The 24,925-nt window shown below is 46.2% G+C and carries 33 protein-coding genes and 2 pseudogenes; 25 read left to right on the top strand and 10 right to left on the bottom strand.

The features are described 5' to 3' along the window. Nucleotides 1-35: 35 nt before the first annotated feature. From AC01GB_RS13420 to AC01GB_RS13450, 7 genes and pseudogenes are all read right to left on the bottom strand, one after another. Nucleotides 36-230, bottom strand: a complete 195-nt coding sequence (locus AC01GB_RS13420; RefSeq protein WP_474450395.1) for a hypothetical protein — start codon at nucleotides 228-230, stop codon at nucleotides 36-38. A gap of 75 nt (nucleotides 231-305) precedes the next feature. Beyond that, nucleotides 306-860 carry a DUF2815 family protein gene (locus AC01GB_RS13425; protein ID WP_474452191.1) on the bottom strand — a complete coding sequence of 185 codons (555 nt, stop codon included), beginning with the start codon at nucleotides 858-860 and terminating at the stop codon, nucleotides 306-308. 15 nt (nucleotides 861-875) lie between these two features. Beyond that, a pseudogene (locus tag AC01GB_RS13430) lies at nucleotides 876-2,199 on the bottom strand (DUF2800 domain-containing protein). Then, entirely contained in the window at nucleotides 2,171-3,073 is a 903-nt protein-coding gene (locus tag AC01GB_RS13435; RefSeq protein ID WP_474452192.1) for a hypothetical protein, read from the bottom strand. The pseudogene AC01GB_RS13430 and the gene AC01GB_RS13435 overlap by 29 nt, the downstream one beginning before the upstream one ends. Nucleotides 3,074-3,085: 12 nt before the next feature. Further along, the gene (locus AC01GB_RS13440) at nucleotides 3,086-3,220 is read right to left on the bottom strand and encodes a hypothetical protein (protein WP_474452193.1); all 135 of its coding nucleotides are present in this window, start codon (nucleotides 3,218-3,220) and stop codon (nucleotides 3,086-3,088) included. Nucleotides 3,221-3,286: 66 nt separating this feature from the next. Next, the gene (locus AC01GB_RS13445) at nucleotides 3,287-4,051 is read right to left on the bottom strand and encodes a BRO-N domain-containing protein (RefSeq protein ID WP_474452194.1); all 765 of its coding nucleotides are present in this window, start codon (nucleotides 4,049-4,051) and stop codon (nucleotides 3,287-3,289) included. A 325-nt stretch (nucleotides 4,052-4,376) separates the two neighbouring features. Beyond that, nucleotides 4,377-4,595, bottom strand: a complete 219-nt coding sequence (locus AC01GB_RS13450; RefSeq protein ID WP_474452195.1) for a hypothetical protein — start codon at nucleotides 4,593-4,595, stop codon at nucleotides 4,377-4,379. Nucleotides 4,596-4,695: 100 nt separating this feature from the next. On the opposite strand from AC01GB_RS13450, the gene AC01GB_RS13455 reads away from it, so the two are divergent. Further along, on the top strand, nucleotides 4,696-5,130 hold the full coding sequence (locus tag AC01GB_RS13455; protein WP_474452196.1) for an ECs1072 family phage-associated protein: 435 nt from the start codon (nucleotides 4,696-4,698) through the stop codon (nucleotides 5,128-5,130). A 5-nt stretch (nucleotides 5,131-5,135) separates the two neighbouring features. On the opposite strand, the gene AC01GB_RS13460 is transcribed toward AC01GB_RS13455, so the two are convergent. Further along, nucleotides 5,136-5,306: a hypothetical protein gene (locus AC01GB_RS13460; protein ID WP_474452197.1), complete on the bottom strand. Its 171-nt coding sequence runs from the start codon at nucleotides 5,304-5,306 to the stop codon at nucleotides 5,136-5,138. A gap of 417 nt (nucleotides 5,307-5,723) precedes the next feature. After that, nucleotides 5,724-6,176 (bottom strand): helix-turn-helix domain-containing protein, encoded by a 453-nt coding sequence (locus tag AC01GB_RS13465; protein WP_474452198.1) that lies wholly within the window; start codon nucleotides 6,174-6,176, stop codon nucleotides 5,724-5,726. A gap of 102 nt (nucleotides 6,177-6,278) precedes the next feature. Between AC01GB_RS13465 and AC01GB_RS13470 the strand changes: the two genes are divergently transcribed. From AC01GB_RS13470 to AC01GB_RS13485, 4 genes are all read left to right on the top strand, one after another. Further along, on the top strand, nucleotides 6,279-6,509 hold the full coding sequence (locus AC01GB_RS13470) for a helix-turn-helix domain-containing protein (protein WP_474452199.1): 231 nt from the start codon (nucleotides 6,279-6,281) through the stop codon (nucleotides 6,507-6,509). Nucleotides 6,510-6,531: 22 nt separating this feature from the next. Continuing rightward, nucleotides 6,532-8,811, top strand: coding sequence for a virulence-associated E family protein (locus AC01GB_RS13475; RefSeq protein WP_474452200.1), 2,280 nt, complete (start codon nucleotides 6,532-6,534; stop codon nucleotides 8,809-8,811). 190 nt (nucleotides 8,812-9,001) lie between these two features. Further along, entirely contained in the window at nucleotides 9,002-9,433 is a 432-nt protein-coding gene (locus tag AC01GB_RS13480) for an antiterminator Q family protein (RefSeq protein ID WP_474452201.1), read from the top strand. A 115-nt stretch (nucleotides 9,434-9,548) separates the two neighbouring features. Beyond that, entirely contained in the window at nucleotides 9,549-10,118 is a 570-nt protein-coding gene (locus AC01GB_RS13485; RefSeq protein ID WP_474452202.1) for a hypothetical protein, read from the top strand. Here the strand turns inward: AC01GB_RS13485 and AC01GB_RS13490 are convergent. Then, nucleotides 10,099-10,248, bottom strand: a complete 150-nt coding sequence (locus AC01GB_RS13490; RefSeq protein ID WP_474452203.1) for a hypothetical protein — start codon at nucleotides 10,246-10,248, stop codon at nucleotides 10,099-10,101. The genes AC01GB_RS13485 and AC01GB_RS13490 overlap by 20 nt on opposite strands. 226 nt (nucleotides 10,249-10,474) lie before the next feature. Here AC01GB_RS13490 and ypfJ point away from each other — a divergent pair, with 226 nt between their 5' ends. The 20 genes and pseudogenes from ypfJ to AC01GB_RS13590 all read left to right on the top strand — a co-directional run bounded on the left by ypfJ (nucleotide 10,475) and on the right by AC01GB_RS13590 (nucleotide 24,921). Next, complete coding sequence (gene ypfJ / locus AC01GB_RS13495) at nucleotides 10,475-11,410, top strand: KPN_02809 family neutral zinc metallopeptidase (RefSeq protein ID WP_474452204.1); 936 nt, start codon at nucleotides 10,475-10,477, stop codon at nucleotides 11,408-11,410. Next, entirely contained in the window at nucleotides 11,407-12,159 is a 753-nt protein-coding gene (locus AC01GB_RS13500; protein WP_474450299.1) for an endonuclease, read from the top strand. Before ypfJ ends, AC01GB_RS13500 begins: the two co-directional genes overlap by 4 nt. Next, a complete protein-coding gene (locus tag AC01GB_RS13505) occupies nucleotides 12,159-12,536 on the top strand; it encodes a phage holin, lambda family (RefSeq protein ID WP_474450330.1) in 378 nt (125 codons plus the stop codon). Before AC01GB_RS13500 ends, AC01GB_RS13505 begins: the two co-directional genes overlap by 1 nt. After that, nucleotides 12,502-12,927, top strand: a complete 426-nt coding sequence (locus tag AC01GB_RS13510; protein ID WP_474452205.1) for a lysozyme — start codon at nucleotides 12,502-12,504, stop codon at nucleotides 12,925-12,927. Before AC01GB_RS13505 ends, AC01GB_RS13510 begins: the two co-directional genes overlap by 35 nt. Further along, entirely contained in the window at nucleotides 12,924-13,367 is a 444-nt protein-coding gene (locus AC01GB_RS13515; RefSeq protein WP_474452206.1) for a lysis protein, read from the top strand. Before AC01GB_RS13510 ends, AC01GB_RS13515 begins: the two co-directional genes overlap by 4 nt. A gap of 69 nt (nucleotides 13,368-13,436) precedes the next feature. Next, complete coding sequence (locus AC01GB_RS13520; RefSeq protein WP_474452207.1) at nucleotides 13,437-13,910, top strand: DUF2280 domain-containing protein; 474 nt, start codon at nucleotides 13,437-13,439, stop codon at nucleotides 13,908-13,910. A gap of 163 nt (nucleotides 13,911-14,073) precedes the next feature. Continuing rightward, complete coding sequence (locus AC01GB_RS13525) at nucleotides 14,074-15,696, top strand: terminase large subunit (RefSeq protein ID WP_474452208.1); 1,623 nt, start codon at nucleotides 14,074-14,076, stop codon at nucleotides 15,694-15,696. After that, nucleotides 15,693-17,087, top strand: coding sequence for a DUF1073 domain-containing protein (locus tag AC01GB_RS13530; RefSeq protein WP_474452210.1), 1,395 nt, complete (start codon nucleotides 15,693-15,695; stop codon nucleotides 17,085-17,087). The genes AC01GB_RS13525 and AC01GB_RS13530 overlap by 4 nt, the downstream gene beginning before the upstream one ends. Continuing rightward, nucleotides 17,077-17,754, top strand: a complete 678-nt coding sequence (locus AC01GB_RS13535; protein ID WP_474452211.1) for a phage head morphogenesis protein — start codon at nucleotides 17,077-17,079, stop codon at nucleotides 17,752-17,754. Before AC01GB_RS13530 ends, AC01GB_RS13535 begins: the two co-directional genes overlap by 11 nt. A gap of 4 nt (nucleotides 17,755-17,758) precedes the next feature. Next, on the top strand, nucleotides 17,759-18,970 hold the full coding sequence (locus AC01GB_RS13540; RefSeq protein WP_474452212.1) for a DUF2213 domain-containing protein: 1,212 nt from the start codon (nucleotides 17,759-17,761) through the stop codon (nucleotides 18,968-18,970). Nucleotides 18,971-18,975: 5 nt separating this feature from the next. Continuing rightward, nucleotides 18,976-19,494 carry a structural cement protein Gp24 gene (locus AC01GB_RS13545; RefSeq protein ID WP_474452213.1) on the top strand — a complete coding sequence of 173 codons (519 nt, stop codon included), beginning with the start codon at nucleotides 18,976-18,978 and terminating at the stop codon, nucleotides 19,492-19,494. Between the two features lie 9 nt (nucleotides 19,495-19,503). Next, a complete protein-coding gene (locus tag AC01GB_RS13550) occupies nucleotides 19,504-20,445 on the top strand; it encodes a DUF2184 domain-containing protein (protein ID WP_474452214.1) in 942 nt (313 codons plus the stop codon). Between the two features lie 47 nt (nucleotides 20,446-20,492). Next, nucleotides 20,493-20,756, top strand: a complete 264-nt coding sequence (locus AC01GB_RS13555) for an STY1053 family phage-associated protein (protein ID WP_474452215.1) — start codon at nucleotides 20,493-20,495, stop codon at nucleotides 20,754-20,756. Continuing rightward, nucleotides 20,710-21,120, top strand: a complete 411-nt coding sequence (locus AC01GB_RS13560) for a DUF4054 domain-containing protein (RefSeq protein WP_474452216.1) — start codon at nucleotides 20,710-20,712, stop codon at nucleotides 21,118-21,120. Before AC01GB_RS13555 ends, AC01GB_RS13560 begins: the two co-directional genes overlap by 47 nt. Continuing rightward, complete coding sequence (locus tag AC01GB_RS13565) at nucleotides 21,117-21,665, top strand: hypothetical protein (protein ID WP_474452217.1); 549 nt, start codon at nucleotides 21,117-21,119, stop codon at nucleotides 21,663-21,665. Before AC01GB_RS13560 ends, AC01GB_RS13565 begins: the two co-directional genes overlap by 4 nt. Then, nucleotides 21,652-22,042: pseudogene (locus AC01GB_RS13570) on the top strand (head-tail adaptor). Before AC01GB_RS13565 ends, AC01GB_RS13570 begins: the two are co-directional and overlap by 14 nt. Further along, nucleotides 22,032-22,583, top strand: coding sequence for a phage neck terminator protein (locus AC01GB_RS13575; RefSeq protein ID WP_474452218.1), 552 nt, complete (start codon nucleotides 22,032-22,034; stop codon nucleotides 22,581-22,583). Before AC01GB_RS13570 ends, AC01GB_RS13575 begins: the two are co-directional and overlap by 11 nt. Next, nucleotides 22,583-24,061, top strand: a complete 1,479-nt coding sequence (locus AC01GB_RS13580; RefSeq protein ID WP_474452219.1) for a DUF3383 domain-containing protein — start codon at nucleotides 22,583-22,585, stop codon at nucleotides 24,059-24,061. The genes AC01GB_RS13575 and AC01GB_RS13580 overlap by 1 nt, the downstream gene beginning before the upstream one ends. A 9-nt stretch (nucleotides 24,062-24,070) precedes the next feature. Further along, complete coding sequence (locus AC01GB_RS13585) at nucleotides 24,071-24,511, top strand: phage structural protein (protein ID WP_474452220.1); 441 nt, start codon at nucleotides 24,071-24,073, stop codon at nucleotides 24,509-24,511. After that, entirely contained in the window at nucleotides 24,511-24,921 is a 411-nt protein-coding gene (locus tag AC01GB_RS13590) for a phage tail assembly chaperone (protein ID WP_474452221.1), read from the top strand. The genes AC01GB_RS13585 and AC01GB_RS13590 overlap by 1 nt, the downstream gene beginning before the upstream one ends. Nucleotides 24,922-24,925: the final 4 nt, after the last annotated feature.

Here is a 24,925-nt window from a genome sequence, read left to right on the forward strand (position 1 = left end):
CGGTCACAGGTTCGAGTCCTGCATAGCCCACCATTTTACCAATGGCTTTTTGCCAATCGCTTATTCTCTTTTCTCAGGTACTGGTTTTCTTCTGCCAGTAGTTGAATCATATTGATTAATGTTCTGGTTTCCTCATCGGCATTAACGGGTTGCTCCAGGTTAAGCAAATAATGGCTGTTGTTATCGGGATTAGTGAGCGTAAGGACTTCAGTCATATTATCTAATTTCATGTTTAACTCTCCTTAATGAATTTAACGTGGTGCCTGATTATTTCACTACCTCAGGCGGCGGTAGTTCCCTGGTGTTTAACTTGCCAATAACTCTTCTTCCTCAGCCATGCTCAGGTCGTCAAATTCGTCAACGGAGGCTACACTTCCACCGCTAAACGCATCGCCATCCCGGAAAAACTGAACCCCTCTTAAGGAGGCTGAAACCCCTTTACCATTGTTGTCATAGGCGTAAAACTCAATGGTGGCGTTAACGTAACAGCCCGAATAGGGGCGTCCGTCCTGTGCGGTGAGTGGTGTGCGATTTACGTCAATGACTAGCGGCCGATCTTTGTTACTGGCGGTAATGTACATATTTCCGGCATAGCCGTCGTATTCCTTATTGTCCCCGTCGCGAAAGCAAAAACGGTTGTTGGAGTGGCAGATGCTGTTATAAATTTTTTCTACCTCTTTGGCTCCCCATTTTTCCTTAATGACGGCCTTAATCCCTGTTTTGATTTCCTCAATCAGGTCGGTACGATTTTTGGCGATTAGGAAAGTGGCGCGGTATTTGAAGGCGCCCTGACCACTGACTTGTGTAGGTTCAAACAACTCAGGAAAAGCCAGACGTACGTTGTTTAATTTAATTTTCATCACGTTACCTTTTAATTAGATGGATTTATCAGCGAGTGCCGCTTCGGTCACATCGTCGAAGTCGTTTAGGGGGGTATTAATAACAAGGGCAGGGCGAGGGTCAGATTCCGGTGCGATAACGGGTTTACTCGTCTGCTCGCTCAATAAGCGCTTCCAGTTTTGCCCAGCGACTCGGTTTGTCTTGTTTAAGTAGTTTCTCAGCCTGTCGTGGACTGATAATTTTTTTGTGGTAGATTTGCTCCTGCTTAATTTTGGCGTTTTTCAACAGCGTTTCGGCTTCACGTTCATCACCCCATGTGCGATTTCCCTGTTTGCCAGTCACCAGTTTAAAGCCCGGTACCGATTGCCCGCTATGTAATGCCTCAGCGACCCGATTTCGCAGGGCTTTGCAAAAACTCTCTATCAAATCGACATGCGGGTAGAGCGCTGCCATTTGCTCAGGGGTAAGTAACGTAATGCGTTTTGGCACATCGCTTAATTGAGGGGCTAAAGGCTGGGTTAAATCGACAAAATCACCTTTGACTTCATTATGGACAAACTGCGCCTGGGCAAAACACAATCCGCCTTTTGCTTTGCAGAACTGGCATTGCTTGATACCTGGTGAAAACGCATTATCCGGTAGGGCATCAAGCCCGTTGCGCTCAGCGAGGGTTGCCATCTCCATGGCTTTTTGCGCCCGCAATCTAGCCAGGTCACCAAAGTCTTTTAATTCGTCAACTGATAGCGCCCATTCAGACAGATGGTTAAGGCGGGGTTGATGGATAAAAAGCCGAACCGTGTTAAAATCATAAACAAGGTCAAACTGATGTAACGCCCCGAGCGCATAAAGCATGAGCTGCTCATTGTTCGGGGCATCCACTTTAACGCCTTTACCGTATTTCAGGTCATGGATTTGTAGCTCATCCTCACTGACAATAATCGCATCCGCGGTACCAAACGAATTCTCTACGCCAATGACCGCTGAAAAATCCACCCGTTCTTCAACCTGTAAGATTTTCCCGTCCGCAAGCCTCCAGACAGTATCAACATAGGTCTGGACGTGCTCAATCATCTCCTCATCCACTGGTGGCGAGTTGGCTTTCAACAAGGGATACGTGCCGATATAATCCTTTGCATCAAAGCCAGATGTTCGTCTACGCCCGTCACTAAACGGGTTTTGACGCATTGTTAAGATACTTTCCGCTAACGCATGCGCTGCGGTGCCTTCTTCCGCAAACGACGATGTTTTATTGGGTACGGTGGCTTCCACTGCGAGACTGGCGCTACATCTTATCCACCTATGCGCTGAGGAGGGGGCAAGTTTTGCATGCTCAGCCATCGCTACCCTCGGCATTATCATCAGCTAAAACGCGTTGGGCTTTCTCGATAAACTGAACCAGATTGTCATCAGTAACGTCACCCATCTTTTTAGCGTTAAATGAGGCGAGGATATCCAGCGCTTCATTACGATATCCGCCTTTGACCAGTTGAGTAATGCAGGCCGACGCCTCACTGCGAAGTGCCTTAAAATCAATCGGTTTGGCTTCTGCGGGGGTAGGCAATTCACGCAATAATGACAAGGCAAATTCACGACGTTCGGTAATGCCATGGAGATTATCCCAATTGGCCAGTATTTTTAGGCATATCGTAAAAATTTTAGCTTTGGGAAGAAATGTCACTTTAGGTAACCCGTTTACGGCGCAATAAAGTGCATCAATTTGCCCAGTGACGCTATCCGCTTTTTCAGATGCAAGCATTGCGCTGGCTTTAGCAACTTGCGTACTGTCAGGTTTAAGCGCTTTATCCCCAAACAGGACAGACAGGGCGACTACGTGACGCAAATCAAGCGATTCAATATCAACCGGTTCAATTGGTTTAACGGCTTTAGCGGGTTTCGTTTCTACCTTGGGGGCTTGAACCTTTTTCTCGGCAATAACGGGGGCTGGTTTATCTTCAGCTTTAATGGGGACTTCAATAACCGGTTCAGGCTCAATCGCTTCTTGAGGCTCAACCATAGCGGATGTCGTAACGGGTTGTGGCTTAACATCCGGTGCAAAAGGTTTCGGTTTGCTTGACCCTGTCGGTTCGTTTGGGTCACTCGGGTCATTTTCAGTATGTCCGACCAACTGACTGATTAACATTTTATGGGCTTCGGCCAGTTGATTGTGAGCGATAACCATTTGCGTGTGGTTTTCTGCCAGTCTTGCCAGCAGGGGCGTATTTTCGGTAAACATGGTGTAGAGGCCTCAACGGTATACAGTGACAGGGAATTGCTGATTAACATTGCGCTTTAGCGCTTCCAATTTTTGTAAATAGCGTAAACGCCGGACGTGGTTGTTCATCGGAAATCGCTCCGATGACAGGATTTTTACTTTTTGCATGTAGGAATCTCTCAATAATGAAATTGATAAACAAATAGCCCCTGTTTAAAGGGGCGTTAAGATTAATTAGTTACGTTGGAGGAAATGTGTTAGTCCAGCTTTATGCCAGTGGGAAAGGGCGCCATTTAGCATTAGCTGGTTATCGTTTGCAGCCTGAAATAGCAGGCTATCGATCTCTGAAATAACTTTATCGGCATTTTCACGTTTGCGGATAATTCGTTTAATCGCTGTTTTTTCTGCATCGGCTATCACATCTTGTAGATGGTCTGTCGCATGCCAGATACGTTCACATTCTGTAGCGATAGAAGGAACTAGCCGTACTTCCATTGGATAGGGTGAGGGAATGCCGGTCACTTCTCTTAATGCATACCAGATAGCATTATTCCATGCCTGTTTGAAACGAAAGTTTTGCGTCATGAGTGCAATGATACGAGCGAGATTTTGGGTATCTTTGTTGCTGAACTTTTCGTGCGCTTCCTGTTGGGGTTGGTATTTAGGGTTAGCTGTTTGGTTATCGAGAATATTCAGCACCCATTTTCTAAATTCTTTCGCTACTGGCGTATTGGCGAACATGGCGATTAGGTGTGCACCACGTAAGGAGAATATACGGGTCTTTTTGTGCTGTAACCCATTGATTTTACCGCTGACGGTCAAATTGACCGTCTGTGTCATACATGATGTAAATTCGTCTTTATTACGGTTAAATATTTTGGTAACAGAGTCAATTTGTTGATACTGCAAAGCTCTAGCAAGTTCAGTAGAAGTAAACCAAATTTGGTTTTTATGAGAAATAGTTTCAAGAGCAGTATTGCGGAAAACTAAAGTAGTCATAGTAATGATTTCCTTTGAATTTTAGGACAATCACCACCCTTGAGGCTAATCTTAGGCGGTGAACTGAACAGGGTTAGCCTTACCGGCGTCAAAGGAGGTCTCCGGCGAGCCTTTCGGCTCCCCCATCCAGCCCACCATTGATTCTTGATATGGTAGACTGACGCATAAAAAAACACGCTTACGGCGTGCTATGCGCCTTTGACTATTACCAGGAGGCTAATCCCGACACCTGATTTATCAGATGCAAATAAACTATAGCGCATGATTTCTTCTTTCGTCAATGGGTATTTAAACGATGGAATGGGTGTTTTATTTTCTTTACTGGCTAAAAAATGAAAGTGAAACACATTCCAACTACTATCGCCTCGGCGGTAGTTTTTGCGGCGTTAATAACGTCTTCTTTTTCTGCACCGTTTTTTACTAAATGTGTCACAACGTCTAAAACGGCTTGTTCAACGGTATTCATACAGTGATGAACAATTTCTTTATCAATTTCGTGCCCGTTAACCATCACGGTTTTTTTAACTGACTGTTCGTTATCCATGTTTGACCTCTTGATTTAACGTAATTTGTTCATTGCCTGCTTTTAACCACATCAGGCGAGGTGGTATTCTTATGGTTCGTCTAACCTATAAGGATTTACTATGAGTAACATGAATGATCTATGGAATGTGATTATGAAAAGAATACGTCATAATCATAACCTGAATGAACCACTTTACTATCCTGGAACCCGTGAAGATGTTTTTATAAAAATTTGTACAAATCGACTGTTTATTCTCGAAATAATTCTTCATGAGCACCGGAAGAGATACTCAACTATATTTCAGCCTTTAATTGGTAAAGAAGCGCTTCACCACATGATTTTTATCAAAACCCACTGGAAACCAGCAGAAATACGTAGCTTATCACTTGCTGATAGCTTATTTGTTATTGGTGAAGAACTCCAAATTGATAAATTGCCAGAAGAAGCAAAGTCATTTATCGAACAGGTTAGCATTCCTGAAAATTACATTACTGCTTATTCAATTTTAGAAGCGGACTGGGCTCCCAAGGAAAACTCAGTTTATCTGATTTAAAGAAATTAGTGCCACGTTCTAACATCAGATCTACCTCTCGATAGCCGCTTAGTCAAGGCGGCTCTTTCTCTTTTTAGATTGTTGTAATGCGCTAAGGCGGTTTTTTGCGTAGCCAGCCAATCCTCAAGCTCTTCACTGCTTAAGTTTGGGTTGAAAACATGGGGCGCTTTATTCATGAATTTATATCCTCGGCTTATCTGTCGTCACTCACCATAGGCCACTTCGCAAAATGACCTATAATTAGTGTTTTGCGTTTGCATTTCTTTCTCTGCCAGTGTTGCCCTTTCACGACCATTTTTATCAAATGGGGTTAATCTTCTCGCCAACCGGATCGCGTTTGACGATACATCGCATTTTATGCGCAGGGGTCTAAACAGAAAAATCTGTGCTGTTCCGACTTTCTAAATTGTTAAAGAGCGATAGTTTTATTTAATATTAGCTTTGCTGATTTATTTGTCAATAGTAAAGCTAATATTTTTGAGTAAAATAATGTTAATGGGGTAGTTAAAATTTTTTTATTTAAAGAGGGGGTAATAAAAAAGTCGGAATAAACCGACTTGATAATTAAATTTGTAAGCCTAAATAATTATGTGTCAACCTACTTTCAATCCTTTCGCCTTAGCAATTTCCTCAAATAAACGGTCATAATACCGTTTTTTTTCTTGAAGGGATTCATGAAGTGAAGTTTGTTCGCTTTCAGGTAATTGGTTTATAAGCTTCAATAAAGCTAATTCCCTGTTAGTGATTGGAATTTCTGGTTGTTGAGTAGGTGTGTTTGTGTCTGTTTCCCTTACATATTTGAGAAGTGATGATAACTCAGGTTTTATAGCTTCAGGTGAAACATGAAGGATCTTAGCGAATTTGATTATTGTATCTGTATTTAAAGGAACTTTTCCGTTTAAATACTGGCTAACAGCACCCTGAGTGTTAAAGCCAAGCTCTTCCGCCGCTTTTTCTTGAGTTAGAGAAAGCGCTTCTTTCTTTTCGTTCCATAGCTTTCTTAAACGCACCGCAGCTTGTTTATCTTCAGGAGTTATTCGTCTCATATATATATACCTTATTTGCGTTACTAATATTTTTCAAATAGTAACGCTATTGACTAATGTTATCAGCAATACTAATATTATTAGATTTTAGGAGGAGACAATATGACACTCAATGAATATCTTCTGCATAGGAAAATTAGTCAAACATCGTTTGCTACAATTGTTGGGGTATCACAAGGTTTTATCAGTCAAGTTATAGCGGGCAAATATAAACCTAAAGGATGTAAAGCCATTGAATGGTCACGAGCTACTGAATGGCTCGTAACGCCACACGAATTAAACAGTGACGATTACCCTAATTTAACGGATGGGCTTCCAAAAAATAATTCATAAAACCTTAAAGGCCAAATAACCCATGCAAATCAATTATTCCGTCGGGCGTAGTGTGAGTGATCAGCGCCCGAGGTCTGCTGTTGCTAGATCTTTTGCCGAGTATCAGCAGGCGATAAAAAAATTAACCAAGCATATTAATATTAGTCCAACCGATACAAAAACCATTTTCGACAAAAAGAAAAAAGCCCTTAATTATATCTGGGGCGCGATGAAAAATGCCAAAAAAGGGCGTAATGCGCTGAATGCGGGTAACCGCAGCGTGTTATGGCTTGACATGGATGGGTGTGCCCTGGATGCGTGGGACACGCTCACAGGCATTCTCCGTTTCTATCAATGTTTTGCTTATACCACAGCCAGTCATGAGCATCCTGTTGCGCAGGGTGAACAACGCTGGCGCATTGGTTTTTTGTTATCCCGTGAGGTGACTGCCTCCGAGTATGCACAACTAGGGCCACGCATTGAGCAGGAATTAATGGATTGTTTCGAATTGCTCAGCGATTTGGCGATCAAGTGGGATAACTCAGTCTATGAGCCTTCGCATATGATTTTCGCGCCGCATGAAGGGGCAAAGTATGAAAGTTTTGAAGGCACAGTGGTTGATGTGGATACGCTTTTAGCCTCCGATAATACGCCTGTTATTGAGCATATCGATGTGCCTAAGCCCGATAATGACGATTTAACCCGTCTGGTCGATTTGCAAAATATTAATCACCAGACGTTTGAAGATTTACGTTCCGCACTATGGTATCCGAAAATATTAAACCAGGCTGAAAACTACCCTTCATGGGTGGACATGGGTAATCGCCTCGCCTGGTTTAAAGACACTCACTTTGAAGATGAAGCTAAAAAGATGTGGCTTGCCTGGTCTTCTGCGGTGGATAACGGGAATATTGACAACGCAGAAGCCAAATGGTCAAAGCTGCGGGCGGATAGAACGAGCTACCAAGCGATATTCAGTTTAGCGCAAAAAGTAGGGTGGGTAAACCCCGGTGCACAACGGTTGAAAACGGCTGTTGCTAAGGTAGATGAGTTCGATGACCTGACGGATACCCCCGAGAATTCAAAATGGCCCACCTTTAAACGTAATAAAACCACAGGACAAATAGAAGCAACAATTGACAATGTCGCCAAAGCGGTCATGTGCCCTGATTTTGTCGGTGTTGAAATTCGGTTTGATTCTTTCCGTGACGAGATCATGTTTGCGCCTGTTGGCACTAAAGAGTGGCAAACCTTTACTGATGCTGATTATTCCCGATTGCGCATCACAATGGAAAAGCGGGGGTTTAAAGCGGTTGGACGTGAATTAATTCGGGATGTCGTATTACTGGCAGCGGATGAAAACCCCTTTGATTCAGCAATGGAATGGATAAAAAGCCTCGAATGGGACGGCATACCGCGTATCGAAAAGTTTTATCATACCCATTTTGGTACTGAAGATAGTGCTTATACGCGAGCGGTATCGCGCTATATGTGGACAGCCCTTGCGGGACGAGTATTAAAGCCAGGTATCAAAGCGGATATGGTACCGATCTTGGTGGGTGCGCAAGGTTCGGGAAAATCTTCAGGCGTGGCGGCGTTATCCCCTGATCCAGCTTTTTTTACTGAAATTTCCTTTGCTGAAAAAGATGATGATCTGGCGCGTAAAATGCGGGGTTGTCTGGTGGCAGAAATTAGCGAATTACGCGGACTTAATACTAAAGAACTGGAATCCATCAAGGCATTTGTCACGCGGACACATGAAAAGTGGATCCCCAAGTTTAAAGAATTCGCCACCCAATTTCCCAGACGCTCATTGAGTATTGGTACCACGAATGAAGATGAATTTTTAGGCGATAAAACTGGTAATCGGCGTTGGCTACCTGTTGAAGTTGGGAAAATGGATGTAGAAGGTATCAAAAAGGATGTGATTCAGCTTTGGGCAGAAGCGCGAGAACTATTTAACGAAACCGGTATTAAATTCCAAGAAGCGGAGCAATTGGCTAATCAGGTGCATGAAAAATATTTTATCAAAGATGCTTGGCAAGAAATTATTGAGCGTTGGTTAGATGAACCGGATTTAATGACAGGACAAAAACCACGGGCACGGCAATTTTTGCGTTCTGCAGATGTTTTGCGTGAAGCATTGAACATGGAACCAAAAAATATATCGCGCCGTGAACAAATGCGCATTGGCAATGTTTTACAAAATTGTGGGTATAAATCTGACCGTTTATTTATCGAAGGAAAACAACAGCGCGTTTTTATCAAGGTACTAGACAACCTCAGACAACCTCTAGACAACCTAAATACAGAGGTTGTCTAGTCGTAACATATTGAAAATAAAGGCTGTAGACAACCTAGACAACCTAGACAACCTTTTTTTTAATTAATATGCGCGCTAGTAATGTATGTCCTTAAAAAGTATTAGTAGAAATAGGTTGTCTAGTTTGTCTAGGTTGTCTAGCGAGGGATAAAGTAAAAATATTCCCGTTCACAACAGGAGCGAAAAGATCATGGGTAGAGACATCGAGAAAATACTTTTACACTGGGGCGGGTGGTGTGCGGGTGATCCGTATGCATCGTTGAGCGGGTTGCCGGTGGCATCGGGCTTTAATCGCGTTATGCCGTTTACAGGCGCAAATCGCTTGTCGTGCAGTGATGCGGACGGGCTGGTGATTGATGTGTGCGTCAGTCGCCTTAACACGGTGGGTATGGCGAGAGAGTTGAGTTACATTGAGGATTATTACATCAGGGGCGTATCCAAGCGTGCCATTGCGCGAAAGTTCAAAGTGCGTGACGGTGAAATCAGAGAAAGAATGCAAATTGCGGAAGGATTTGTTCTAGGATGCCTGGAAACCCTTGATATTCAATTAGATATAGACATATTGTACAAATATCGTACAATCGGTTATCAAACACTAGTGCGCGCGCAAAAGGTGTGCTAAAGTGCCCATAATGAGTTTTTGCGTCCAGCAGAAATTCAGGCTGATAATAAAAACCTCGATTGATTAAATTTTGCTCACCTCGCTTTTTGCGGGGTTTTTTGTTTATGAGGTGGAAATGAACAAACTTCCAAGTGACTATTTCCTTGATGTGGATGATGACCTGTTAGCATTTTTGGAAAAACAAGGTGAAGATTGTGCTAAAGAAATTTACAAGTCGAATACGGTTAATATTGAAAACGCATATAAATTGCTGAACATTTTGACAGTAGGCATCGGTTCCGCTTTCTTGCTCTTAACGCAAAAGCCGATTTTTGTGTATTTAACGATGGGTTTAGCTACCTTTTTGATGTGTTGGGTGATCTGTGCGGGGTATCTGGTCTTGTTCTGCTTACGGCCAAATATTAGAGGCGCTGTGTTTACTTCGCCAGACAGATTGTATACGAAACCTTACAAAGCCATTTGTGATACCGATTATAAAAATCTAGAAATCAAAGGGTTCAAAGAACAAAGAAAACCATTAAATCTTATACGGCGCTACAGGCTAATTGATTTGTGCGAAACAACTGATGAATTGATTGACATTAATATCAAAATTAGAAAACATTTAAATAGAGTAAGGATCGCAACAATCCTCACCCCAATATTATCAATGACAATATCTGCTATTACTTATTATTTTTTTTGACTCTTCCAGCAGAGTCGCCTAAGTTGACGCGTTTAGTGGCAAAGTCTTTAACGTTTTGTTCTAACTCAGGTTTTTTATCATTAGAAGGTTGGGCGTTGTTCCCATTTGATGATTGTTTTTGGTCTGACATGGTTTTCCTTACTTTAGTATTGTTTATTTGAAGATTGAACAATATCAAATGAGGATACGCGTTGCCAGTCGCTTAACTGGCTTTAATTCATCAGGTCGCCTTTTTCATTTACGCCACCGCAATACTCCCAAATTAACTAACTAAAACGAGTAAGGCGGCTGGCTACCGTTCTGTTTTTAAAGAGGTCGCTCAGGCGGCCTTTTTTATTGATTAAAAAGGAGCACACATGCACTGGAAAGAGAGACGGGAAAGTGAGCAGGTAGAAGACCGGCGGAATACCGCCGAAGCACAGGAAGAGTATACCAGTCTGGAAGAAGCCTTGAAGCGCCGGAAGAAAAAGGCAAAGAAAAAGAAAAGAAAACCGAAATATAAACCGCTGTTAGCAGAAGGTTTTGTGTTTTCCCGCTGGCGTTGGTGGGGGTGGGTGGTAGTTATCCTCCTGCTGTTACTGGGGGGCTATCGCTGGGCTTTTGCGGCATCTGAACAGGTGCCAGAAACGTTGCCTGTTAATCGTTTTGTAGATGAGGACGAAGCAGCCCGGTTTACTTCGGTGATACTGGCATCAACTGAAGATGCCTGGCGGAAGATTTTTGCTGAGGGAGGCGGTCATTACCGATTGCCGAAACTGGTGATATATCGGGGAGAGACAGAGACAGGCTGCGGCACGGGCTATACCCTGATAGGGCCCTTTTATTGCCCTGCTGACCGCACTATCTATATCGACCTGTCATTTTATGACGAGATGAAAAACAGACTGGGGGCAGACGGTAAATTTGCCTTTGGTTATGTGATAGCCCATGAAGTGGGGCATCATATCCAACACCTGCTGGGTGTCTTGAAAAAAGTAGACCTGGCACAGGCGAATATGTCAAGAAAATCGGCCAATAAGTTATCGGTAAAGCTGGAATTGCAGGCGGACTGCTACGCGGGGGTATGGGGGCATTTTGTGCAGCAGGAAGGCTGGCTGGAGATGGGCGATTTGGATGATGCGCTCAATGCGGCCAAAGCGATTGGGGATGACCGGCTACAGAGGGAAGGTCATGGACGGGTGGTTCCCGAGACGTTCACGCACGGGACATCGGCACAGCGTCATGACTGGTTTAAGCGGGGTTTTGATAGCGGTGACCCGAAACAATGTAATACCTTCAAGGAGATACGATGATTATCAGACAACATTGGGTAATCGGTATCCTGTGTTTGTTGAGTGTGTTAAGCACACCCGCTCAGGCGACTAAGCCGGTTAATACCCCGAAGAGTTTCAGTGAAGCGAAATGGGTTTCCCGTCAGGCCGTTTACCACGACCTCAATCAGGGTGCAGGTGGCACCCTCTATTGTGGCTGTGACTGGCAGTGGACAGGAAAAAACGGGGGTCGAATTGACCTTGAAAGTTGTGGTCAGGCGGTCAGACGGGAAGTTCACCGTCATCGTGCACAGCGGATTGAGTGGGAGCATATCGTGCCGGCGTCGGTATTCGGTCAGGCGTTTGGCTGTAAAGAAAAAGGCGGCCGAAAAGGCTGCCGTCAAGAAGACCCCGAATTTCGAAAAGCGGAAGGCGATTTGCACAATCTGGCACCGGAGTCAGGAGAAGTGAATAACGACCGCGGTAATATGCCCTATGGCGAAGCCGGGCAGGTCCCTTTTGTTTACGGGCAGTGTCAGAGCCGTCCGGATTTTAAACAGCGGGTTTTTGAGCCGCGTGATGACGTCAAGGGACTCGTCGCCCGGGTCTGGTTTTATATGTCAGACCGGTATGGTTTTGTGATACCCCCTGAGCAGCAAGCAATTTTAATGCAGTGGGACAGGCAATATCCCCCCGATGCGCGTGAACGCGAACGTGACCGGCGTATTGCGGCGATTACCGGTGTGCACAATCCGTTTGTGACGGGTGAAAAGGCATGGAAAAAACGATAATGGAAAAGTTCACTGGGGCATGGGAGAGCGTTTGCGCTTTCCTGGCGTCGATTAAAGAGCAGGGCGTGGGCGCAACGCTGGCGTTTCTGATGGCGTGGCTGCGCGGGCGATATCAGGAGAAGAAATGGCGCAAGACCCTGATTGATGCCACGATATGCGCGATTATTGCGTGGTTTGCGCGTGACCTGCTGGCACTTTTCGGGTTAAGTGCGGGTCTGGTCTATCTGGCCAGTGTCTTCATCGGTTACCTTGGCACTGATTTTCTGGGGGAGGCATTAACGGACTCACTGCCTTTTCGGGGGTTGAGGTTGTCGGTCAAAAAACCGGACACAAGGAAAAAAAATGACAACCAGCGACGCAGGGGTAAGTCGGATTAAACAGTTTGAGGGGTGTCGTCTGCGGGCTTATCGCTGTCCGGCCGGACGCTGGACGATTGGCTATGGGCATACGCAGGGGGTGACGGAACGGATGACGATTTCACCGTCACAGGCGGAACGCTTTTTAACCGATGACCTCGAGCAGACAGAGGACGTGATTAACCGGCGTGTGCGGGTCACGCTGACCCAACTCCAGTTTGATGCGCTGGTATCACTGGTCTTTAACATCGGTGAGGAAGCATTCGCGACCTCGACCCTGTTAACAAAACTCAATGCGGGCGATGTTGCGGGCGCGGCGAATGAATTTAACCGCTGGGTCTATGCGGACGGAAAAAAACTGACTGGACTGGTCAGACGGCGAGCGGCGGAACGGGAGAGGTTTTTGTCATGATGCGGGGAACAGTGATGGCGTTGCTGGTTGTGATAACGGTGCTGTCTGTTGGCCTGATGCATTATCGCGCAGAGTCCACCCTCTGGCAGATGAAAGCGGAGCATGCCCGGCAACAGGCGGAAAAAACCGAACATCATATACAGACCCAACGTATTCAGCTTGACCAGCTGGCCGAGATGGACAAAAAACATTATCAGGAATTAACGCATGCGAGACAGACGATTGAGGCACTCAGGCTTGATGTTGCTCGGGGTTTTAAGCGGTTGCGGGTCAATGCCACCTGCCCCAAAGAGTCCGGTGCCGCCGGCGTGGATGATGGCACCGCCCCCCGACTTACAGCAGACGCTGAACAGGCTTATTACACCTTACGAGAACAGATTGCTACGGTCACCGCCCAAACCTTAGGGCTTCAGGGTTACGTCAACACACAGTGTCATTGAATAGGTAAATGCGTTTTCGATTGAAATTAACCAGAATAAATTATATTAACTTAGTAGGAGGGGTAACCAATGGCGGCATTATCTCCAGAGGTTAAGGCCTTCATCGTGCAGTCGTTAGCCTGTTTCGATAGCCCAACTCAGGTGCTCAAACTGGTGAAACTGGAATTTGGATTAACGCTCACCGTACAACAGGTCTCTTCCTATGACCCCACAAAAGCGATTGGAAAAAGCCTTGGTAAAAAATGGGTTGATCTCTTTCACTTCACGCGAGAGCGATTCAAAAAAGAGATTAGTGATATTCCTATTGCCAATAAAGCGTATCGATTGCGTGTGTTAAACCGTATGGCGATACGAACAGAGTCGATGGATAATTTTTTACTCACGGCGCAAATGATAGAGCAAGCAGCTAAAGAATGTGGTGACGCGTACACCAATAAACAGAAAATAGAACATTCAGGAACTTCACATAATCAGGTTGAATTAATCACGCATGAGATGACTCCCGAACAGGCGGCAGAAGCTTATAAAAAATTGATGGGGTAAAGGGTTAAAACAGCTAACTTATTTTGTATAAGAATAATTTTTTATAAAAACATTAATTTAATATCAATATCTTATGTAAATTTAATCCTGTTTTATATTTTTTATGTACGCAGTTATGTGCGATATATTTTTTTGACTCGCTTTTTTCCGGACAAATTCCCTCATGCCCTTACCGTTCCCTTTTGACTTTAAAAAGCCGGATTATGTCCAGGTGTTTGAGTGGCGTGCTGAGCGATTAACGCGCCTTCGCGAGCAGCCGGAAAGTCTTAAACTATTAATCCGATTTTATAAGGATAATCCCGCGCAGTTTATTATTGACTGGGGTATGACAACAGACCCCCGTAACATTGATTACGGATTGCCGGTCACGATCCCGTTTTTGCTGTTTCCCAAACAGGAAGCCTGGATTGACTGGATAATGACCCGCTGGCGTGAACGTGAAAACGGCATTACCGAAAAGAGCCGCGAAATGGGCTTAAGCTGGACGTCAATTGCGCTAGCCTGTGCGCTATGCCTCTTCAACAAGGAAATGGTGATTGGCTTTGGTTCCCGCAAAGAAGAGTATGTTGACAGCACAGGGGATCCGAAAGCGCTATTTTGGAAAGCGCGTAAATTTGTGGAAACGTTACCCCAAGAGTTTAGGGCTGGCTGGGAAGCGAAAAAACACGCACCCTACATGCGGGTCAATTTCCCAAACACAGGCGCGATTATCAAAGGTGAAGCAGGGGACAATATCGGGCGTGGTGACCGGACGACACTTTATTTTGTCGATGAAGCCGCTTTTTTACCGCGTCCGTTACTGATTGATGCCGCCCTATCGCAAACGACCCGCTGCCGCATTGATTTGAGCTCGGTTAACGGTATGGCCAATCCGTTTGCTCAAAAACGTCATAGTGGCCATATTCCGGTGTTTACCTTTCACTGGCGAAGTGACCCGCGTAAAGATGATGAATGGTACGAAAAAGAGTGTCTGAAAATTGATAATCCGGTCATTGTGGCGCAAGAGCTGGATTTGAACTATCAGGCGTCGGTTGAAGGTGTCTTGATTCCGGCTGAATGGGTACAGGCAGCAATTGATGCCCACACGAAACTTGGCATTAACCCAACCGGTATCCGCCTGGGCGCCTTTGATGTGGCGGATGAGGGCAGAGACAAGAACGCTTTTTCTTGGCGTCACGGCTTTTTACTTGAAGGCATTGCGGAATGGTCGGGAAAAGGCAGTGATATTTTTGGCAGCGTTGAGCAGGTGTTCAATTTAGCCGACAAGTATCAGCTTGAAAGTTTTCGCTTTGATGAAGATGGATTAGGGGCAGGTGTGCGAGGGGATGCTAGAATTATCAATGACCAGCGCAGACAAAAAAGAGCCGTACGTATTGACGCCGTGCCGTTTCGCGGCAGTGGTGGCGTGTTTGATCCCGAGGAGGAGGCAGTCGCTGGATTTGACGGCCAGAATGCGCGATTAAACAAGGATTTTTTCGCCAATGCCAAAGCACAAAGTTGGTGGCATTTACGCAAACGCTTTCAAAATGTTTACCGAGCGGTAGTCGAAAAACAGCCATTCAAACCGGATGAACTGATTGCCATTAATAGTGCCATGCGACTCAAAGACAAACTGATTGTTGAGCTATCGCAGCCAACCTATTCCATTAACGCCGTGGGAAAAATCGTGATAGATAAACAACCGGATGGGACAAAATCACCCAATCTGGCGGATTCGGTGATGATTAATTTTGCGCCGATGAATACGGCACTTGAAATTTGGGCATTATTGGGTAGAAGCGCATGACAAAAAAGAAAAAATCACGTCAAAAAACGGTGGATGGGTATGAGAATTTTACCGCACGGGTCGGGATGCAAACCCCCAATCAACATGCGAATTCAACCTATCGCCCTGACTGGACAAGTCGAAACCGGTTATTACTCGAATATGCTTATCGCTCGTCATGGATAATTGGTGCCGCCGTGGATACCGTCGCCGATGATATGACCCGAAAAGGTGTTCGCATTACTTCACAAATGGAGTCGAGCGACAAAGGGGAAATCGAATCCTTATTTGACGAACTGGAAATCTGGGAAAGCCTGAATAATGCGATTAAGTGGTCACGACTTTACGGCGGCGCATTAGGGCTTATTATGATAGAAGGGCAAGCGCCTTTTACACCCTTACGCGTCGAGACGATAGGACAAGGTAAATTCAAAGGGATTTTACCGCTTGACCGTTGGCAGGTTAATCCTGATTTGAATCATCGTATCAAAACGTTAAGCAAGGACTTAGGGAAACCCGAATTCTACGACATCTTGACCGTTGAGAATGATATCCCCGCCTGGAAAGTGCATCATAGCCGCTTAATCCGTTTTGATGGAGTGACGCTCCCTTATCAGCAAGCCAAAACGGAGAACGAGTGGGGCATGTCGGTGATTGAACGTATTTTTGACCGGTTAACCGCCTTTGACAGCACCACAACCGGTATTGCGCAACTGGTATACAAAGCGCATTTACGCACTTTTAAAGTAGCGAAATTGCGTGAAATCATCGGCTTTGGCGGCGAGCAATACCAAGCACTGATGAAACACATGAACATGATACGTCAGTACCAGAGTAACGAAGGGATGACGCTGATGGACGCTGACGATACCTTTGAAACGCATAGCTATTCCTTTTCAGGATTGGATAGCGTACTGGCGCGCTTTGCTGAACAGATTAGCGGGGCTACAGGTATTCCACTGGTTCGTCTGTTTGGACAGTCGCCATCAGGCTTTAATACTGGCGATGCCGATTTAGCCAATTACTACGACAATATCGCCACGCAACAATCAAGGCGACTCAAACAACCGTTACGCAAGCTCTTTGAGATAGCGCATCAGTCGGCAGTAGGTAAACCCTTACCTGATGATTTTGCGTTTGCCTTTAATCCGCTGTGGCAAATGTCAGACATGGACAAGTCTACCGTCGCGGTTAACATGATTAATGCGCTCAATGCTGCGCAGGATGGCGGCATGCTGTCAGTGAAAGCGGCCATGTCGTCGCTACGGGATTTGTCCGATGTTATTAGTATTGGCAGTACCATCACCGATGAGGACATAGCGAATGCGGAAGAAGAAGCACCGCCAAGGCTCAGTGCTGTCCACGCACCAACGGTCAAAACGGGCGGAAACCCAATATCGAATGGGCCTTAGTCAAGTTGCCCGTGAAATCGGGGCTATCATCAATCAACGCTACGATGGCTCAAATGAGTCAGTGCTGGAGATTCAGCAGGCGCTGGATGATTACAGTGCACTCATCGATAGCTGGGCAAGGCGGGTAGCGACAAAATTTGTCGAAAAGGTATCACAGGATAATGCGACATTGTGGCAGCAAACTAGCCGTGAAATGAGCAAAGAACTCAAGCAGTTAATTGCCCAAACCCCCGTGGGGCATGTCATGCAATCCCTTGTCCATGAGCAAATCAGGTATATTAAATCGTTGCCGATTGACGCCGCTGATAGGGTTTATGATATCCAAAATAGAGCGATTGAAGCGGTAGTGAACGGCGAGCGGCCTGAACATTTTCTAGCGATGATAGCAAACTCCGGCAAAGTGACGGCATCCCGGGCAAAAATGCTAGCCCGAACCGAATTAGGCAGAGCAACGCAAGCACTAACGCAAGCCAGAGCGCTAGCGATAGGTTCAACTGGCTATATCTGGCGCACCGCCAATGATGGCGATGTAAGGCATTCCCACAAACAACTGGAAGGGCAATTTGTCAACTGGCATAACCCACCTACCCTGGACGGGTTGACAGGGCACGCGGGGGCATTACCCAATTGTCGTTGCTATTGTGAAGTCTCTTTTTCTGACAGATAACATCATGAAATATTTTTTTAAAACCCGTCTTGGTAACACCCGTTACCAAATGGCGGACGGCTCGCTACTGTGTAAAAACGTGCCGATTGCCCGAACAGGCACGCAGGTTTATTCCGCCCTGGATTTGCCGAATCTGACGCCTGACAATCGTGGACAAATTCTAGTTGAAAGAAGCGAAGATGAAGTCTTTCGTCCTGAAACGCTGGCCTCTTTTGAGGGCATGAGCGTCACACTTATGCATCCCGAAGATAGGGAAGGCAATCCTGTTTTCGTTGATACCGACAATTGGCGCGATTTGGCACAGGGGCATGTGCAAAATGTGAGGCGCGGAGAGGGTGAACAGGCGGATTTGGTGATAGCGGATTTGATCATCAAGGATACGTTAGCAATCGAGGAAATTAACAACGGCAACGACGAAGTCTCGTGTGGCTATGACGCGCAGTATGAACAGATTGCGCCTGGCATCGCACGTCAGTATGAAATCGTTGGTAATCATGTCGCTCTGGTACCTGAAGGCAGAGCGGGAATACGATGTGCAATTGGAGACAGTATGTCAAACAAAACACAAACCTGGTTCAAACGGCTGCTAAGTGCCCATCGCACGAAAGATGCTGTAGCCATGGAATCAGTCCTAAATAATGCGCCCGAAGCCCTTACGGAGGATGAAGGTACGGGTGAATTACCCAAGGCAATCAACATTAATATTAGCCCTCAACATCCGATGCCAGCCGAAAAACCCGAAGTCGTGACCAGTGATGAGGGGGTACCGGATTATATTCAGGCCATTTTGACCAGGTTAGATGCCCTTGAGGGTAAAACCGCTGATAGTGGCGATAAACCGGATGATAAAACAGCCGGTACGGTTGATGACGAGGAAAAAAACGAAAAGGCAGAAACCATTACCGGTGATGCGGCATATAAAGCAGAGTTGATTATGCCAGGGGTAGCCCTTTCAACACCGGTAAAACCGACAGCCTTTAAGCGTCAGGTGTTAGCCAATGCAGACCAAACTATTGTGCGCGCTATTGTTGGCGATGCGGAAATTAACCGATTACCCAAGCGCACGGTGGATATGGCGTTTAATGCGGTCGCAGAACTTTCGAAAAACCGCAATACCGCCAATACCCCCACTATCGATTCAATCCGAAAATCCGGCAATGTGATTGCAGATTTAAACAAGTCAAATGCCGAATTCTGGGCAACACGAGGGAAATAAAAAAAATGATGCAACCGTATTTATACCGGATGCCTGTTGGCATAGCCGGTGCAATCTCCCGTTACCGTGATTTAACTACCGAACCGGTGTTACTAAAATCTAAAGAGGGTTTTCCCGTCTATGGCCTGGCAGGGAAATATGACGGCGATTACTTTGTGCCGCTTAGTGAGGGTGATACCGCAGACGTCATCAAAGGCATTTATATTCGCCCTTATCCAACGACGCAGACGCAGGATTTTATCCGGCAGGTGGGCACTGAGAAGAACTTTACCGGCGATGCGCTAAAACGCGGCTATGTCTTGGTGAATGTTGGCGTGGATAGTCAACAGGTTAAAAAAGGTGCTAAGGTCTATGTGCGAGTGGCAGGAGCAACGGATAAAAGCCCGCTGGGCGCTATTTTGATTGCTGAAGAAAAAACGGGGTCAGGGGCGTCAGAAAAAATCAATACCGTAATATTGGCGAATGCTGAGTTTACCGGTCAGGGTGATGCTGACGGCAACGTTGAAATCTCGTACAAAATTTAAGGAATGACTATGTTAACATATGACCAACGCACGATTGACTCAACCGGTGCTTTTCTTATCGGTGAGCTTGAGCGTTTAGACCAGAGCATCAATTTACCTTTAGTGCAATATACCTATAGTCGTGATATTCAATTACGCGAAGATGTGTCAATTGCCGATGACATCTCAAGTTTCACCCGTACCGGATTTGCCGCCGCGGGGACAGGTGCTAACCCTAACGGCAAAAACTGGATAGGGAAGGATTCTACCGCCATTGCCGGCGTGAATATCGACATTCAAAAAGAAGGATTCCCTCTGCAACTTTGGGGGATGGAACTGGGCTGGACAGTCGTCGAACTTGAAGCAGCAAGACAAGTTGGCCGTCCGGTTGATTCCCAGAAACATGACGGCATGCGCCTAAAGTGGAATATGGATACGGACGAGCAAGTCTATGTTGGTGACACGGCAATGAATGTCAAAGGGTTGTTAAATCTTGATAATATCAAGACCAACAATGCCGCCAAATTGTGGAGCCAGTCAACAGCCGATGAAATTCGGGACAGCATTAACAAAATATTAAGCGATGCGTGGGTTGCCTCTGCCTATTCGATGGTTCCCACCGATTTACTTATTCCGCCTGAACAGTTTGCATTGCTATCCACTATCCTGGTATCCAGTGCGGGTAATCAGTCATTACTGACGTACTTAAAAACCAATACCATTGCCTATCATCAAAACGGTATTCCCCTGAATATCCGTGCAGTGAAATGGTTAAAAGGTCGTGGGGTAGGCAATAAAGATAGAATGGTGGCCTATACCAATGAAAAGCAGTACGTCCGCTTCCCAATGGTGCCACTACAAAGCATTCCCATTCAGTACCGCGGATTATATCAACTGACCACCTATTATGGTCGTCTGGGTGCCGTTGAGCCGGTTTATCGAGAAACACTTGCTTACTGCGATGGTATCTAAGCCTCATATTGGGGCTTCATTTTTGGAGTTTGATTATGAAAATTCAAGTGCATACGGCGTTTACGCTTACCCATGACTCCGGTGAGCGAACTGATTTTGATGTCGGTATCCATGAGGTCAGCAAAAGCACGGCAGAGCATTGGTTTACCAAGGCGCATAGTATTGTCCTTAATCCCGTAAAAGCGCAAACCAAAGAAACAGTGAATACCAAGAAAAAAGGGAAAGAAGAAATCAACCAGGAACCTGAAAATAAAGAGGGTATCGATGAGTCAACGGAACAAACACCTGCCAACGATACCGCAATTCCGTAATGATTTTCCGCAGTTTAACGATAAAATTAAATTTCCAGATGCGCAAATTCAGTTTCGCTTAAATTTAGCGGACAAATTCCTAAGCGAAAATGTCTCTGGGGGTGATGTCTTTCCTTATTGGGTAGGGTTATTTGTTGCCCATTATCTCACGCTTTATGCCGCTGATTCACGAGCTTTACAGGCGGGCGGTGTGGGTGGCTCAAGTTCAGGTGTAGCGACGTCAAAGTCAGTCGATAAAGTGAGTGTCAGTTATGACAACAGCATGACGCTAAACCCCAATGCCGGATTTTGGAATAACACCCGTTATGGCGCCGAGTTTTATCAGTGGGTACTGATGTTTGGCGCAGGAGGGAGACAATTGTGAAAAGTGGTGTCGCACTACGACTTGATAAAACAAGTCAGTTATTTGCTGCCTTACATCAGCTGACCAAGCAAGACGTACTGGTGGGGATTCCGGCTGAAAAGAGTGAACGCGAGGATATCCCTTTTAGCAATGCGGCGATTGGATATCTCAACGAATTTGGCTCACCGGCTAAAAACATTCCGGCAAGACCGCATTTAATACCGGGCATTCGTTCAGTTGAAACCAAAACTACCGCGGAATTCAAAATAGCCGCTAAAGCCATTCTGGATGGTCAGCCGGATAAAGCTGAGCAAGCGTTAAATCGGGCAGGGCAAATCGCTGCACAAGGCGTGCAAGCCGTCATTACCCAAAGCAATTTTATCCCGCTGGCTGACGGTACATTAGCTGCCCGAGCACGGCGAGGGCGCAAGGGGGCGGCACAAGAGCTGGAAAATCGAAAAGCCGGTTTACCGCCGGATAATACCAATGCCAGACCAATGATTGACACCGGTACTTATCGGCGTGCAATCACCTATGTAGTGAGAAAGAAAAATGCCAATCCTTGATGTGACCGATGTACTTTTTGATTCCGGATTTTTGCGATATCACGCTCACGTATACTCGACGGGAAATTTTGATTGATGATGAGGGCATCACCTCGACAAAAGAAAGTACTCACCCTTTTTCAGGCGTGGTGACCGTTGACAGCGCCCTTGAAGCGCAAATACGAACATCGGGTCAACTCGTCAGCGGACGAATATTGGTGATCACCACCACACGATTGATTGCCGGCGAAACGCATCATATTGGCGATATCGTTACCTATCAGGGGCGTCAATATCTGGTGAAGTCCGTCGATCCTTACACCGCTTACGGTGCGGGCTTTGTGCAGGCGCATTGTGAACTGATGCCGTTTGACGGAGGCATTTCCCATGAGCAATAACAGCAGTACAGAGGCGGGGTGGTTAACGCCCTTTGATGAGCCTTCGCTATACAATGAAGGCTTGAACCGGCGGTTGAGTCTTTGGGTTGGTGGCGTCTCGGGGTTGCCCGCAAAACACGTTTTACCGCGCTGGCAACGCGATCCGGCACCGTTGCCATCCCCTGATACCAACTGGTGTGCGTTTGGCCTCATCGATATCACCAGTGAGGCAAATCCCGCCTTGGTCAATCAAAGCGATGAATCAAACGAACTTTGGCAGTACGAAACGTTGACTTGTCTAGCTTCTTTCTACGGGAAAGACGGCATGGTTCACGCCGCCCGTTTTCGGGATGGCGTCACGCTCAGTCAAAACAACGCTGAACTGAATAAATTCAATCTCACGTTCGGCAGCCAAAGCCAGATCACCGCGTTTCCTGAGCTCATCAATAATCAGTGGGTGAACCGGTTTGATATGACCGTTCACCTGCGTCGCAAAGTGGTGCGTCGCTATCACGTTAAATCAGTGGCAGATGCCCACGTCACGTTTTTAGGAGACAACTAATGTCAACAGGTTTACCCATTTCAAGCGTGGTTAAGGTCACGCTTGAAATGTCACCGCGTGCCGCAAGTAGCCGCAATTTTGGTTCACTGCTGATTGTCGGTGATTCACCCGTTATCGACCCGCTTGAGCGATTACGGGCTTATTCCAGTATTGAGGAAGTCGCCAATGATTTTGGTACAACCGCACCCGAGTATCAGGCGGCTTCACTCTATCACCAGCAGTCGCCAAAACCGGTTGATTTATACGTGGGACGCTGGGTAAAAGCCGCTTCACCGGCATTATTGCGCGGTGGCATTTTGTCCGAAGATGAGGCCAAAATCCGCAATTTCACCACGATCACGGATGGTGCAATGGTTGTCAGCGTTAGTGGCAAGAATGTGAAATTGAACGGTATTGATTTTTCACAAGAAACCAATCTTAACGGGGTGGCAGCAAGAATTAGCGAAAAAATGAACACGTCTACGATGACGTGGAATAACAGTGATCACCGCTTTGTTGTCACCTCGAATACGGCGGGTCAAACAAGCGCAGTGGGTTTTGCTTCCGCACCGGAATCAGGCACTGACCTATCGGCGTTGTTGAAGTTGACACCGGACAGTCACGCAACCCCCGTTTCAGGTATGGACGGTGAAACTATCGTCGATGCGGTTTCAACGTTGGCGGATTTTTCGAGTGACTGGTATGGACTGGTGGTGACCGCTGCACTTTCTACCGATGAAGTCAAGGGTATCGCCAACTTTGTAGGCGCGGCCGGCAGTTCACGCGTTTTTGGTTACACCACTGCGGATACCGCCGTTCTTGATAGCACGAAAAATGATGATATTGCCTCCCAATTAAAACAGGCGAAATATCAACGGGTTTTCACCCAGTATTCGTCATCAACCCCCTATGCCGCAGCCTCGGCTTTTGGACGGGCGTTTTCAGTGAATTTCAATGGCAATCACACCACGATCACCCTCAAATTCAAACAGGAACCCGGTGTCACAGCGGAGACGTCGACTACCTCACAGGCGAATACGCTAGCAGCCAAAAACTGCAACGTGTTTGTCAACTACACTAATGACACTGCCATCATACAAGAAGGCGTGATGGCCAATGGTGATTTTTTTGATGAACGCCACGGCCTTGACTGGTTGCAAAATTTTGTGCAAACCAACCTGTACAATCTTTTGTATACCAGCACAACTAAAGTGCCCCAAACCGAACAAGGCAGTACCCAGCTTTTAACCAATGTTGAGCAATCCTTAGCACAGGCGGTCACTAATGGGTTGCTGGCGCCAGGTATATGGAACGGTGGCAATATTGGTCAATTAATAAGCGGGGATACACTCACCAAAGGCTACTACGTCTATATTCAACCGCTGGCGGAGCAGGCGCAATCCGAGCGCGAAAAACGCAAAGCGCCGCCGATTCAGGTAGCATGTAAGTTAGCGGGTGCCGTGCATTTCGCGGATGTACTAATCACCATTGTTCGCTAAGGAGAGAAAATGGCTACATACAGTTTTGTTGATGTTTCCGCTACGCTAACCGGCCCCGCGGGGGTGATAGATTTGGGCTCTGGCTCGGCGAACTCGGAAGAAGGAATAGTGGTGACAATGACCGAAGCCAAAAACACCATGACCATTGGTGCCGATGGGGAAGGGATGCACACACGACACGGGGGAAAGTCAGGTACGGTAACCGTAAGCCTCATTAAAGCCTCACCGGTTAACAAAAAACTGATGATCGCCTATAACGCGCAAAGCGTGTCATCGGCGCTTTGGGGGAATAATGTGATTGTGATACGTAATCCGGTATCTGGCGATATCATTACCGCGCGCAGTTGTGCGTTTCAAAAAATACCGGATTTGCAAAATGCAAAAGAGGCGAATGTCTTAGCATGGGTCTTTGACTGCATCAAGATCGACGCGTTATTAGGAGAATTCTAGTGGAGATTGAAATTAACGGTCATGAGTATCGCGCGATGAAACTGAGTGTCTTTGACCAGCTTAAGGTGACGCGAAAGTTATTGCCGGTGCTATCCGGTTTAACCGGCGAATTACAAAAGTTGCGACAAGGGGAAATGCCAATGGCAGCGGTGTTACCTGTTATGGCAAATTCAATCGCCCAAATGAGCGATGAAGACTGTAATGCGATTTTGCACCCTTGTTTAGCCATGGTTTCACGCAAAAACGCCAAAATATGGACGCCGATTTTTCGCCAGGGCGAATTGATGTTTGATGATATTGACTTAAAAACCATGCTTGAGATTGTCGCGCAGGTGATTGGGGACTCCCTCGGTAATTTTTTTCACGCACCCCAAGGCGACGAGACAGCCAGCCTCCCACCACAGGATTAACCCT

The sequence above is a fragment of the Candidatus Arsenophonus phytopathogenicus genome (assembly GCF_056113345.1).

Coding starts and splice junctions, on each gene's coding strand:
- AC01GB_RS13465 (WP_474452198.1), bottom strand. CDS start 6,176: ATGAGACGAATAACTCCTGAAGATAAACAAGCTGCGGTGCGTTTAAGA.
- AC01GB_RS13440 (WP_474452193.1), bottom strand. CDS start 3,220: ATGCAAAAAGTAAAAATCCTGTCATCGGAGCGATTTCCGATGAACAAC.
- ypfJ (WP_474452204.1), top strand. CDS start 10,475: ATGCACTGGAAAGAGAGACGGGAAAGTGAGCAGGTAGAAGACCGGCGG.
- AC01GB_RS13560 (WP_474452216.1), top strand. CDS start 20,710: ATGAGTCAACGGAACAAACACCTGCCAACGATACCGCAATTCCGTAAT.
- AC01GB_RS13525 (WP_474452208.1), top strand. CDS start 14,074: ATGCCCTTACCGTTCCCTTTTGACTTTAAAAAGCCGGATTATGTCCAG.
- AC01GB_RS13475 (WP_474452200.1), top strand. CDS start 6,532: ATGCAAATCAATTATTCCGTCGGGCGTAGTGTGAGTGATCAGCGCCCG.
- AC01GB_RS13515 (WP_474452206.1), top strand. CDS start 12,924: ATGATGCGGGGAACAGTGATGGCGTTGCTGGTTGTGATAACGGTGCTG.
- AC01GB_RS13550 (WP_474452214.1), top strand. CDS start 19,504: ATGTTAACATATGACCAACGCACGATTGACTCAACCGGTGCTTTTCTT.
- AC01GB_RS13450 (WP_474452195.1), bottom strand. CDS start 4,595: ATGGATAACGAACAGTCAGTTAAAAAAACCGTGATGGTTAACGGGCAC.
- AC01GB_RS13520 (WP_474452207.1), top strand. CDS start 13,437: ATGGCGGCATTATCTCCAGAGGTTAAGGCCTTCATCGTGCAGTCGTTA.
- AC01GB_RS13490 (WP_474452203.1), bottom strand. CDS start 10,248: ATGTCAGACCAAAAACAATCATCAAATGGGAACAACGCCCAACCTTCT.
- AC01GB_RS13470 (WP_474452199.1), top strand. CDS start 6,279: ATGACACTCAATGAATATCTTCTGCATAGGAAAATTAGTCAAACATCG.
- AC01GB_RS13445 (WP_474452194.1), bottom strand. CDS start 4,051: ATGACTACTTTAGTTTTCCGCAATACTGCTCTTGAAACTATTTCTCAT.
- AC01GB_RS13480 (WP_474452201.1), top strand. CDS start 9,002: ATGGGTAGAGACATCGAGAAAATACTTTTACACTGGGGCGGGTGGTGT.
- AC01GB_RS13535 (WP_474452211.1), top strand. CDS start 17,077: ATGGGCCTTAGTCAAGTTGCCCGTGAAATCGGGGCTATCATCAATCAA.
- AC01GB_RS13485 (WP_474452202.1), top strand. CDS start 9,549: ATGAACAAACTTCCAAGTGACTATTTCCTTGATGTGGATGATGACCTG.
- AC01GB_RS13575 (WP_474452218.1), top strand. CDS start 22,032: ATGAGCAATAACAGCAGTACAGAGGCGGGGTGGTTAACGCCCTTTGAT.
- AC01GB_RS13425 (WP_474452191.1), bottom strand. CDS start 860: ATGAAAATTAAATTAAACAACGTACGTCTGGCTTTTCCTGAGTTGTTT.
- AC01GB_RS13510 (WP_474452205.1), top strand. CDS start 12,502: ATGACAACCAGCGACGCAGGGGTAAGTCGGATTAAACAGTTTGAGGGG.
- AC01GB_RS13580 (WP_474452219.1), top strand. CDS start 22,583: ATGTCAACAGGTTTACCCATTTCAAGCGTGGTTAAGGTCACGCTTGAA.
- AC01GB_RS13585 (WP_474452220.1), top strand. CDS start 24,071: ATGGCTACATACAGTTTTGTTGATGTTTCCGCTACGCTAACCGGCCCC.
- AC01GB_RS13505 (WP_474450330.1), top strand. CDS start 12,159: ATGGAAAAGTTCACTGGGGCATGGGAGAGCGTTTGCGCTTTCCTGGCG.
- AC01GB_RS13435 (WP_474452192.1), bottom strand. CDS start 3,073: ATGTTTACCGAAAATACGCCCCTGCTGGCAAGACTGGCAGAAAACCAC.
- AC01GB_RS13540 (WP_474452212.1), top strand. CDS start 17,759: ATGAAATATTTTTTTAAAACCCGTCTTGGTAACACCCGTTACCAAATG.
- AC01GB_RS13420 (WP_474450395.1), bottom strand. CDS start 230: ATGAAATTAGATAATATGACTGAAGTCCTTACGCTCACTAATCCCGAT.
- AC01GB_RS13545 (WP_474452213.1), top strand. CDS start 18,976: ATGATGCAACCGTATTTATACCGGATGCCTGTTGGCATAGCCGGTGCA.
- AC01GB_RS13530 (WP_474452210.1), top strand. CDS start 15,693: ATGACAAAAAAGAAAAAATCACGTCAAAAAACGGTGGATGGGTATGAG.
- AC01GB_RS13455 (WP_474452196.1), top strand. CDS start 4,696: ATGAGTAACATGAATGATCTATGGAATGTGATTATGAAAAGAATACGT.
- AC01GB_RS13460 (WP_474452197.1), bottom strand. CDS start 5,306: ATGAATAAAGCGCCCCATGTTTTCAACCCAAACTTAAGCAGTGAAGAG.
- AC01GB_RS13500 (WP_474450299.1), top strand. CDS start 11,407: ATGATTATCAGACAACATTGGGTAATCGGTATCCTGTGTTTGTTGAGT.